The sequence below is a fragment of the Myroides sp. NP-2 genome (assembly GCF_014145665.1).
Lineage (GTDB): Bacteria > Bacteroidota > Bacteroidia > Flavobacteriales > Flavobacteriaceae > Flavobacterium.
The window spans coordinates 160,651-171,769 of sequence record NZ_JACHTD010000002.1 but is presented as its reverse complement, the minus strand read 5'-3'; the positions used below and the strand labels follow the sequence as shown (position 1 = coordinate 171,769).

10 protein-coding genes are annotated in these 11,119 nt (G+C 38.6%); 5 read left to right on the top strand and 5 right to left on the bottom strand.

What is annotated here, in order from left to right; translation table 11 throughout:
* Positions 1-27 precede the first annotated feature (27 nt).
* Both H4K35_RS03170 and H4K35_RS03165 read left to right on the top strand, forming a co-directional pair.
* Positions 28-729: a CoA transferase subunit A gene (locus H4K35_RS03170; protein ID WP_182625938.1), complete on the top strand. Its 702-nt coding sequence runs from the start codon at positions 28-30 to the stop codon at positions 727-729.
* Positions 730-754: 25 nt separating this feature from the next.
* Complete coding sequence (locus H4K35_RS03165) at positions 755-1,411, top strand: CoA transferase subunit B (RefSeq protein ID WP_182625937.1); 657 nt, start codon at positions 755-757, stop codon at positions 1,409-1,411.
* A 33-nt stretch (positions 1,412-1,444) separates the two neighbouring features.
* Here H4K35_RS03165 and H4K35_RS03160 read toward each other — a convergent pair whose 3' ends face one another.
* Positions 1,445-2,239: an NAD(P)H-binding protein gene (locus tag H4K35_RS03160; RefSeq protein WP_182625936.1), complete on the bottom strand. Its 795-nt coding sequence runs from the start codon at positions 2,237-2,239 to the stop codon at positions 1,445-1,447.
* A gap of 100 nt (positions 2,240-2,339) precedes the next feature.
* On the opposite strand from H4K35_RS03160, the gene H4K35_RS03155 reads away from it, so the two are divergent.
* Positions 2,340-3,611: an ectonucleotide pyrophosphatase/phosphodiesterase gene (locus H4K35_RS03155; RefSeq protein ID WP_182625935.1), complete on the top strand. Its 1,272-nt coding sequence runs from the start codon at positions 2,340-2,342 to the stop codon at positions 3,609-3,611.
* A 55-nt stretch (positions 3,612-3,666) separates the two neighbouring features.
* Here H4K35_RS03155 and H4K35_RS03150 read toward each other — a convergent pair whose 3' ends face one another.
* From H4K35_RS03150 to H4K35_RS03135, 4 genes are all read right to left on the bottom strand, one after another.
* Complete coding sequence (locus H4K35_RS03150; RefSeq protein WP_182625934.1) at positions 3,667-4,440, bottom strand: porin family protein; 774 nt, start codon at positions 4,438-4,440, stop codon at positions 3,667-3,669.
* A gap of 15 nt (positions 4,441-4,455) precedes the next feature.
* A complete protein-coding gene (locus H4K35_RS03145; protein ID WP_182625933.1) occupies positions 4,456-5,583 on the bottom strand; it encodes a PCMD domain-containing protein in 1,128 nt (375 codons plus the stop codon).
* A gap of 278 nt (positions 5,584-5,861) precedes the next feature.
* Positions 5,862-6,677, bottom strand: coding sequence for a porin family protein (locus H4K35_RS03140; RefSeq protein ID WP_182625932.1), 816 nt, complete (start codon positions 6,675-6,677; stop codon positions 5,862-5,864).
* On the bottom strand, positions 6,664-7,749 hold the full coding sequence (locus H4K35_RS03135) for a PCMD domain-containing protein (protein WP_182625931.1): 1,086 nt from the start codon (positions 7,747-7,749) through the stop codon (positions 6,664-6,666). The genes H4K35_RS03140 and H4K35_RS03135 overlap by 14 nt, the downstream gene beginning before the upstream one ends.
* Before the next feature lie 329 nt (positions 7,750-8,078).
* Here H4K35_RS03135 and H4K35_RS03130 point away from each other — a divergent pair, with 329 nt between their 5' ends.
* Complete coding sequence (locus tag H4K35_RS03130) at positions 8,079-10,403, top strand: two-component regulator propeller domain-containing protein (RefSeq protein ID WP_182625930.1); 2,325 nt, start codon at positions 8,079-8,081, stop codon at positions 10,401-10,403.
* Positions 10,403-11,116: a DNA repair protein RecO gene (gene recO / locus H4K35_RS03125; RefSeq protein WP_182625929.1), complete on the top strand. Its 714-nt coding sequence runs from the start codon at positions 10,403-10,405 to the stop codon at positions 11,114-11,116. Before H4K35_RS03130 ends, recO begins: the two co-directional genes overlap by 1 nt.
* Positions 11,117-11,119: the final 3 nt, after the last annotated feature.

Genomic DNA, 11,119 nt, shown 5'->3' with positions numbered 1-11,119 from the left:
TTAGAGCAGTTAATTAAACCAGAGATTATGATAAATAAAAAAGTAGCTAATGTTCAAGAAGCATTGGCTGATGTTCAAGATAATATGACGATAATGCTTGGTGGTTTTGGATTGTGTGGAATACCAGAAAACTCAATCGCAGAGCTTGTTCGCATGAATGTTAAAGGCTTAACGTGTATCTCTAACAACGCTGGAGTGGATGATTTTGGTCTAGGTTTGTTGTTGCAAAAACGCCAAATTGACAAAATGATTTCTTCTTATGTGGGAGAGAACGCAGAGTTTGAACGTCAAATGTTGTCTGGAGAACTTAATGTAGAGTTGACTCCACAGGGGACTTTAGCAGAGAAATGTAGAGCTGCTAAGATGGGAATTCCTGCTTTTTTTACACCAGCAGGGTATGGAACAGAAGTGGCTGAAGGAAAAGAAGTACGTGTTTTTCATGGTAAACCCCATATTATGGAGGAAGCTTTTGAAGCTGATTTTTCCATTGTCAAAGCGTGGAAAGGAGACGAAGCAGGAAATTTAATCTTCAAAGGGACGGCGAGAAACTTTAATGAGTGTATGGCTGGAGCTGGTAAAATTACGGTAGCAGAAGTAGAAGAATTAGTGCCAATCGGAGCTTTAGATCCAAATGAAATTCACGTACCGGGTATTTTTGTTAAACGCATTTTTCAAGGTGAAAAGTACGAGAAGAGAATTGAACAACGCACTGTTCGTCAAAGAAAATAACCAATCAATCGTTTAAAGAAATAGTATGTTAGATAAAGTAGGTATTGCTAAACGCATCGCAAAAGAATTACAAGACGGATTTTTTGTAAACTTAGGTATTGGTATTCCAACGCTTGTTGCTAATTATGTACCAGAAGGAATGAATGTTGATTTTCAAAGTGAAAACGGCGTTTTAGGCATGGGACCTTTCCCTTATGAAGGCGAAGAGGATCCAGATTTAATTAATGCGGGAAAACAAACCATAACGACTCTACCAGGGGCTTCCTTTTTTGATTCGTCAACAAGTTTCGGAATGATTCGCGGAAAGCACGTGGATTTGACTATTTTAGGAGCCATGGAAGTATCGGAAGGCGGAGATATTGCCAACTGGAAGATTCCTGGAAAAATGGTAAAGGGAATGGGAGGAGCTATGGATTTAGTTGCTTCTGCTGAAAATATTATTGTTGCGATGATGCACGTAAATAAAGCAGGAGAATCAAAGATATTAAAGTCGTGTTCTCTACCATTAACAGGTGTAGGTTGTGTCAAGAAAATTGTTACTGAATTGGCCGTAATGGAAGTTACGCCAAATGGAATTAAATTGTTAGAAAGAGCACCCGGTGTTTCTGTTGAGGACATTGTCAAAGCAACGGAAGTCGAGTTAATTATATCGGGAGATATCCCAGAAATGATTTTAGATTAAATAGAAAAAGGAGGTTTGTTAGCCTCCTTTTTTTTATGTTGTTTGGTACTGGATTCCCGTTTGTTGTACAATGCGATCCCCTTTTATTTCGCGATGTGTTTTCCAATCGTTATCCCCTAGTGGTGGAAGTGTTAATCCCAGTTCATTGGCCTCTTTGGAGTAATAATCCAATCGGTTTTTATACTGAGGAGACACTAGATTGTAAACAACATTAGAATCGAAGCCTTGTTCGATCAAAGCGGTGGTAAATTGAATAATATCGTTGAGGTGGATCATGTTGATCGGTAGGTCCGGATTATCGAGCATACCGCGGTTGACTATATAGCGAACCGGCTTTCGGTCGGGACCAAATAAACCACCTAGACGCAAAATACAACTCGTCAACCCAGTGGCACGATTTAAAACTTCTTCTGCTGCTAAAATTTGTCGGCTCGTCGGGTCATTGCTATATGCCGTACAAGATTCGGCTATTGGAGTCTCACTAGGCGCATAAACCGACACAGAGCTCATCATGATTACCTTTTCGACTTTATGTTGTTGTAAATAGGGAATTAAGCGCTGAAAACTAGCTTGATAAAGCGTACTTTCTTCTCCTCGAATCGGAGGAATGGTGATAATTAAAGTGTCTAGATCTTCTAAAAATTCGTGAAGCTGTGCTTCTTCTGTATCTTGCAAGTTTACGAGATAGGAATCGATGCCTATTGCCTTTAATTCCGCTAATTTAGCTGGACTTGTGGTCGATCCCTTTACTGTATAATTCTTATTTATAAGATGTTGACTTAGGTGTAATCCCAACCAACCACAACCGAGTATGCCGATATTTTTCATTTGTTTTCTTTTTTTTTAACTACCAAAAGCTAAAATTACGCAATTACTTTGTGTGTGTAAATTAATCTGTTGATATTTGATATTATAAATTTCAGTAGCCATGAAAAAATTCGCATTGTCGATGATGACCTTGTTTCTTGTGGGGGTTAGTTTTACTGCACAAGCGCAAGATGTAGAAAAGCAAATCATTATCGAAAACAGAAAAAATACAGATGAACAGCAAAAGAAGCCTTATGTAATTTTGGTTTCCTTGGATGGTTTTCGCTATGATTATATAGAAAAGCATCACGCAAATTTCTTGCGCAAGTTAGGGGAGCAAGGAACAATTGCAGAATCGTTAATTCCGTCCTATCCTTCTGTTACATTTCCCAACCACTATTCCATTGTAACCGGATTGTACCCTGGACACCATGGGTTAGTAGGAAATACCATGTACGATCCTAAAACGCAAGAACGCTATTCTTTAGGGAATGCAGCAGCAGTGACCAATGCCAAATGGTATGGGGGTACGCCTTTGTGGGTTTTAGCTGAACAACAAGGAATGTTGAGTGCTTGTTACTATTGGCCAGGATCTGAGGCTCCTATTCAGTCGGTACTGCCTACTTACTACTACAAGTACAGCGAGAAAACGAGTATAGATGATCGCTTAGAAGGAGTGAGAGCGTGGTTGAAATTACCAGAAGAACAAAGACCTCATTTTATTACTTTTTATATGCCAGAGGTGGATCATGCGGGACATCGATTTGGTCCTGACGCTAAAGAAACACTTGAGGCCGTACAACAAGTTGACAAAGCAGTAGAGCAACTGTATCAAATAATTAAAGAATCGGAACTACCAATCAATTTATTTGTAGTCTCTGATCACGGTATGTTAGAGTTGGATCAAAAAACCTTGTTAAAAGTGCCGTTTGAGGTGAATGAAAAAGAATTAACTATTGCTTCGAATGGAACTTTTGTGAGCATTTTTGTTAAAAATCACAAGGATATTAAGAAATGGTATACCCTTGCAAAACAAGAAGCCGATCCTAAATATATGCAAGTATTCTTAAAAGAAGACTTGCCGAAAGAGTACCATTTTGGCAAAGAGGATGACCGCTTTAATCGAGTAGGAGATATTGTGTTAACTGCAAATGCGCCTTACTATTTTACGAATAGACCTTTGGCGGGCAGCCATGGCTATGATCCTAACGTGGTGCGTGAGATGCATGCACTATTTTTAGCCTTTGGACCTCAAATTCGTGAGAAGAATAAAATTGCGTCTTTTGAAAACGTACACATTTATCCAATCATTGCCAAGATATTAGGTTTGTCGCTGGATTTGGATAGTATCGATGGTAATACAGATGTTGCAAGTGAAGTACTAAAAAATTAAATAAATCTATAAATCATAAAAAAAACTCGATCTTGAAAAAGATCGAGTTTTTTTATTAGAATTGATAACCAAAACCTAGGTTCAAGTATATATTGTGCATGGTAAAGGAAATGGCGTCAAAATCTCGATCTAGCAAGCTGTTGAACCCATAAGTTGCATCAGCAAATAAAAAGAAGTGTTGATTGACTTTCCACTCTGCTCCAACTTGTGATCCCCATTGGAACGTATTAACATGATTGGAAAAGTCATAATCTGCTTTTTTTCCATCTTGAAAAATTAGTTTTTGCCCTGTTGGGTCTGTTTGTCTCAAGTAACCATCATATACATACCCATCAAATGATTGATCGATAGAAGTAGAAAAATACAATCCACCGTAAACATTCCATTGATCATTAATAGTGTAGGTAGCTAATACAGGAACAGTCAGATAAGTATTGCGGATTTCAGTTTTTACATCTCCCGTAAAATGCCCCCTTACATAAGCGCCATTGTAATTAATTTCCGTTACGTAATCTTTTACTCTTGCGTCTGTTTTCATTCCTTTTCCTTCCACTCGGATTCCCAAGCGTATCCCCCATTGGTGGTCGTCAGACAACCATTTCGTCATATTGGCTTCCATTCCTAATTGAAGGGTAGGATTATAACTTTTTATTTTGCGTATTTCACGGGGTAAACCTAGAGGTGCTGCTCCACCAATACTAAATTGGGAACGAACTTGATAGGTTACGTTGTGATTGAAAAAATGTTGGTTTTTCGGTTCTTCTTGTTGAGCATAAGTCGATAGACCTAAAGAGAAAACCAATATGGTATAGATAAATTTTATATTCATTTCCGTCTAGTTAAATTAGTTCTTTAAAATTTCAACTTCATCAATATAAAGGGTACTGCCAATAGCGCCATTGAACAAACTACCTTCTTCACTTGAGGAGAATACAATGGCTAGTTTGTATTTTTTACTACTATCGTAATACTTTCCTTCTACATAAGTGAATGGTATTTCAAATAAGGTCCAAGTATTTGTTTCTTTTTTTAACTCATCTGGTACACGAGCAATAGAGACAATTTTCTCATCGATAAAATCGTGATCCCCGTATAAGAAGTCCTCCGTATCACCTTCAAATAAGATAGCATAGGCATCCCAACGATCTTCACTTAGTTTATTCTTTTCTTTGTTGTTTATTTGGAAGTCTTTCCCCTTCGTATATTTAAAGAATCCTCTAAAAACAGTTGGTTCATAGTTAAAATCATAGCCGAATTTGGTTCCTTTTAAAGGTTTTGAAACAGCAGTAGCTAAATCAAATTCTCCTAAAAACAAGTTTCCAGCAGCTAGTGGGCTACCCATTATAGGGCCTAGAGGTTCTGTAGATAAGGTAGTTAACTTAATACCATTTCCAATAAATCCATCTGGGGTAACTGAGGTAGGGAAATCACTTGGTTTTTTTGCATTATCAGGATCTCCATCAGTCAAAACATAACCTGGGTTTCCACTCGCCCAGTCAAATAGTTTTATCTCATTTCCGTCTTTATCTAGTCCCATCTCAGAAATGATATGGTAATAATCTGCTCCGTAGAAACCACCAACTTCTTCTCTGAAGGTTTCGAAGTGATAAATAGTAGAAATTTCTGCATTGATAAATTCTACGATATAGTTTTTACTCCAATTCTGATTTTCTGAGGTCACTCGATACATTAATGGACCTTGACTAAAATCGCGCACTGTTCCGTTTGCTGGTACTATGCTAGCTCCTTTTGTTAAAGTAAAATTGGGTGCTACTTGGGTTAAATCTAACGATTTGGATACCCTAAATGTTATTTTGTTGTTGGTGATTATGGGAGCGGTTAATAAAAATTCTTTGCTGATGCTCGCCGTTTCAATATCAGCTTCTGTATTTAATGCTTCATCTTTGATACAAGATGAAAAAAAGATCCCTATTAGCAATAATAGGGATAAGAAATAGGATTTGTTTCTCATCGTTGACATGTGTTTATTAATGTTTTATTCATACAACAGTAACACTGGCGTAACTAATAAAATCAAATTTACGCTATATTAACGAGAAAATACGTTTTTTGCTATTTAGGTTGGTATATTGTGTTTTTTGATGTGAATAACAAAGAAAATAGATATAAAAATCGCAGTTCCTTTGGTGTAAAACTGTTTTTTTTGACAAAATGACGTACTACGGACTGAGAATAGATACAATCTCAGTAGTAATAGTACTTGATACGTCGGATGTAGCGGCTGTAAAATTAGAATTGATAGCCAAAGCCCACATTCAAATAGATGCTGTACATCGAGAAGGAGATCGCTTCAAAATCTTTTTTAAACAGGTTATTTAAACCCCAATTGAGATCAGAAAACAAGCGCAAATGATTGTTTGCTTTGTATTCGAAACCCCAAGCAGTTCCCCATTGAAATCGATTTAAGTCGGAAGAAAAGTCGTATTCTCCTCTCGCGCCATCTTGAAATTCAACAGGAGTTCCAATAGGATTGCCTTCACGTAGGACTCCATCGTATACATAACCCGTAAAATCCTTATCGATCAAACCAGAGAGATAGAATCCGCCATAGACGTTCCAGTTCTCATTGACCTGATAGACGGCAAGTACAGGAAAGGTGATGTAGGAGTTTTTCATCTTTGTTTTGACGTTCCCTGTAAAGTATCCTTTGGTTTGCTTGCCATCATCACCATCAATTTGCGTATAGTAATTTTTAACGCGCGCATCGGTTCGCATACCGCGTCCTTCAAAACGAAGCCCTGTTCGTATTCCCCATTTGTGTTCATCTGTTAACCATTTGGTGGCATTTACTTCCAATCCCAATTGCAGCGTAGGGTTGTAGCTGTTTATTTCTCGAATTTGAGCCGGAATACCCAAAGGGGTACTACCGCCAATACTAAACTGTGCTCGGGCTTGATAGGTGGTGTTTTTTTTGAAAAATACTGAAAAAGAAGATGTGTTTTCTTTTTCAGATAAAACAGGTTCAATAGATTGAGCAAATAAGCCATAGGGAAGCGCAATAAGGCTAGCCAACAGCAGATATAGAAAGGTATTATTCTTTTTCATACACTAATTCTATTTCATCAACAAATAAGGTGCTTCCAATAGCGCCTTTAAAAGCGGCGCCATCTATACTAGAGGTCATCACAATAGCAATCATATAATCTTTATTGGGATCATATGTTTTTCCTGGTACAAGAGTAAAGGGAATGCTAAAGGTGGACCAAGTTGTCGTTTCCAAGCGATCTGCTGCTGCAATTCGCGCAATCGCAACATTTCTAGGATCAACAAAATCGTGATCCCCTGTTAAGTAGTTGTCTTTTTTTTGCAATTCAAAAATAATGGCATAGATATCAAAAGAATCTCGCGCACCCACAACTTCATTATAATCTTCATCCGTTACCTTTTCACCAGGTGTATATTTGTATACCCCGCGGAGGGTTTGTGGAAGTGCCCCTGAATAGGGTAAGCCAAAGCGAGTGGATTTTAGCGTATTAAAAGGATTGAGTTTAAATTGTCCTAAAAATAAATTGCCTGCAGCGATTGGATTACCAGTTGCAGCCGCAAAGTTTGAAGTGTATACCGTTTGCATCTTTACCGCCAATCCTCCACGACGACCTTGAGCCACTGTTGTGGGATAGTCTTCTGGAGGGGTTGAGCCTGCAATGGTCGCATAGCCTTGGTTTCCACTGTCCCAATCGTATATTTTTTCTCCATTGGAGCCAATCTCATAAAAACGGTAGTAGCGATTTCGATCCGTGAGCTCCGCATTGTTAAAATCGTAAAAAGTGCCTAATTCATCACTGGTAAAACTCACCAGATAGGTCTTTTTCCAACGCTGATCTTGGGCAGTAACCACAACCTTTTGCGCCGTAGTAAAGTCCCTTGTTACTCCATTGGGTGGATCCATCGTTGCATTGGGCGACACAATGAAAAAAGGCGTTTGCTTTTCTAAATCAACATTCGATTTTACGCGAAATTCTACCGAGGTATTGGTAATAATGGGATCCATCTTCAAATATTCCGTAGGAATATAAGCTTCTAGAATGTCTGCATCTGTGTCTAACTCCTCGTCTTTAATGCAACTACTGCACATTAAACCGAGTCCTAGCAACAAAAGTGAAATACTGTGTCTCATAAAGGGGTTGCTTAATTAACGATTGCTCACAATTATCTTGCCGTTTTTACTAAAAGTTTCAATTAGTGAATTTACTACTATTTTGTTTTTTATAATGCATTTTATTTTTATTTTTTTTAAGATATAGCTGAATTTTTGGGTTAAAAGGTGAAAAGTGTATACTGTTGCTGGAGAAAAAGAGATGAAAAGTTAAGTGGAAGTTGTGGGTGTGGTTTGGTGGAGTTTCTATCAGAGGCGTTTGTTTTCGTTTTGAACGAGTCGCAAAATTGGGAGAATCTCTCTTTATTTCTTTCGATAATAGTATATTTGTTTGATTGTAAATAGTCTGTATGAAAATCAAAGGATTCATTTGTTTGCTGTTTTTGGTGGTTACAAGTTTGAGAGGACAAGAAAACACCAAGTGGAGTAGCTATTTTTCTTATAAAGAATTAGTTGCATTAACTCAAGGAAGAGATGTTGTCTTTGGAGCAACTCCCTCTGCTTTGTTGCGCTATAATGTGAACAGTGCTAGTGTGGAGGTATACAATTCGGTTAGTGGACTAAAAACCAGTAGTATTACCGCGCTTTACTTTAGTGAGGTACACCAAAAACTACTAGTAGGAAGCGAAGATGGGAGTTTGTTGGTCTTCGATTTAAAAAGCGATCGCTTCCGCTCCATCTTAGACATAAAGAATAAACCATCCTTGCAACAATCTGAGCGAAGAATTAACGCGTTCTTGGAAGTAAAAGGAGAGGTGTATATCGGGACGAATTATGGAATTAGTGTTTTTAACCTGTCGAACAACGTTTTTGGCGATAGCTATTACATTGGACAAAACGGGAAGAATACAGCAGTACGAGATGTCGTAGCAACTAGTAAAGATTTGGTAGCAATTACTGCTGAGGGAATCAAACAAGTGGATTTGCAACATCCAAATAAAGTGGATTATAGGCAATGGACGACTTGGGAACCTAGCCCAAAATGGCAACGAGCTTATGTTAGGAATGAGGAATTGTTTCTAAGTGCTACGGAAGACCCCGTGTTGTATCAGTTGACCCAACCCAATCAAGTACGCGAAATAGCGACGTTGGAGGAGCCTCTTGTGAGTTTCAATAAAAATGAAGCGGGTAACCTTTTGGTTATTACCCCTTCCAGTGCTTATGCTCTACACGCAGGGAATCAACTCGTGGAAGTAGCGCAGCAGCACAACCTTATTGATGTGGTTGAGGTTAAAGGAGACTACTATCTCGGTAGTAGTTATGCTGGATTAGTGCAGCTGTCTAAATCGGGACAACGGGAATCACTTTCTCCTGATGGGCCAGAATCGAACCGTATTTTCTCCTTGCTTGCCACGCGAGCTGGAACCTGGTTTATCAGTGGTGGATATGATAAAAATACTTATAATCCCTATGTACCAGGGTTAACCGCAAGAGGATTGAGCTATTTTAACAAGAAAAAAGGATGGGAATTTATCTCCTTTGACCAATTAAAAGACGCTAGAGCGTTAACCTATGCGGCGTTAAATCCTAAAAATGAAAACGAATTGTTCGTGGGGTCTTATCACTCCGGATTGCTACAAATCAAATTAAATCCCAATACGATTAGTACGAGTGAAGTTAGCTTGTGGAATCACGAAAATACGGGGACTACGGGGTTGGAAAATCTGGAAATTGACCCAGAGGACCCATCCTTTCCTCCTGGTTATGCCAGTGTACGTGTAAATGGAGTTGTCTTTGATACACAAGGTAAATTGTGGATGACGAATAATTTTGTGAGACGCGCATTGAAAAAGAGAGAGGCAAATGACAAATGGGAATCCTATGCAACTACTACAGGGATGTTCGACTACAAAAGAGGTAATTACGGGCGATTGGTCATCGATAAGAACAACACCAAATGGATTCCCTCTTTAGAAGATGGATTGGTGGCGTTTAACGAAACAAAGAACAATCGACTCGCCTCGTTTAATACGGATTTAGGGACACTACCCTCTAATAATGTCAGTACCTTGGCTTTGGATAAAAACAATCAACTTTGGATTGGCACCAATAAGGGCTTGCGTGTCATCCAAAATGTCAATCAATTTTTACAGACCACTAACCTCAAGCCAACCAATATTGTTATAGAGGAAAATGGTATTGCAGAAGAGCTTTTTTATCAACAATATATCACTAAAATAGAGGTTGATGGAGCGAATAAAAAATGGGTAGCCATAGCCGATGCAGGGGTGTTCTTAGTTGCTCCAACTGGAAGGGAAATTATACATCATTTTACGAAAGACAATTCGCCTTTGCCGAGTAATACAATTAACGATATTGCCGTAGATCCAATAGCGGGAGAAGTTTTTTTTGCAACGGATTTGGGGGTGGTTTCATTTATGGGTGATTCTTCCGAAGGACAAGAGAGCAATAGCTCTTTTTATGCATATCCCAACCCTGTACGCCCTGAATATTTAGGAGAAGTACGCCTTGTTGGATTGATGGATCGCTCCGTCGTTAAAATTACGGATATCGAAGGGAATTTAGTTTTTGAAGCTACATCCAATGGTGGAACCGTGGTGTGGGACACCCATGCGTTTAACGGAAAAAGAGTGGGATCAGGGGTGTATTTGATGATGGTATCTTCTGCAGACCACAACAATACAAAAGTTAAAAAATTAATGATCATCCGCTAATGGTTGTACAAACAAAGGCCATCGTTCTGCAGTCGATTAAATATCAAGATAAAAGCTTGATTGTAAAGTGTTTGACAAAAGAAGTGGGAATTCAAACTTTTTTTGTTCGCAACGCTTTTGCAAAAGGGAAAAATGCACAGAAAATCGCGTATTTTCAGCCCTTGATGTTGTTGGATATTGCGTTCACCTATAAAAATAAAGGCGGAATGGAGTATTTTAAAGAAATTAAAGTGGACCAAGTGTACCAAACAATCTACTACGATTTCTCCAAAAATAGCATTGCTCTTTTCGTCAGCGAGATTTTGAGCATGATTGTGAGCGAACAAGAAAGAGATGAACAATTCTACACCTTTGTTGAAGCCGCTTTACTTTGGCTAGACACGCATGACGAGACGGCTAATTTTCACCTGTTACTCCTTGTGGAGTTGACAAAATACCTCGGATTTTACCCTGATGCTTCTGAGATTGATTGCCATTACTTCGATTGGATAGAAGGCGTTTTTACTGATGTACACGCCTCTAGTTGTTTTGATGGTGAGGAAACTTTTTTGTTTAAGCGACTCTTGCGCTTAGGTTTTGAATCGGATCAAAAAATATTTTCTGCCCGCGATCGAAAAACCCTATTAGCTCTTTTGATGAAGTATTATGAAGTGCACTTTACGGGCTTCAAGAAACCAAAATCCCTAGAAATACTGAAAGAGGTATTCTCTTGACCT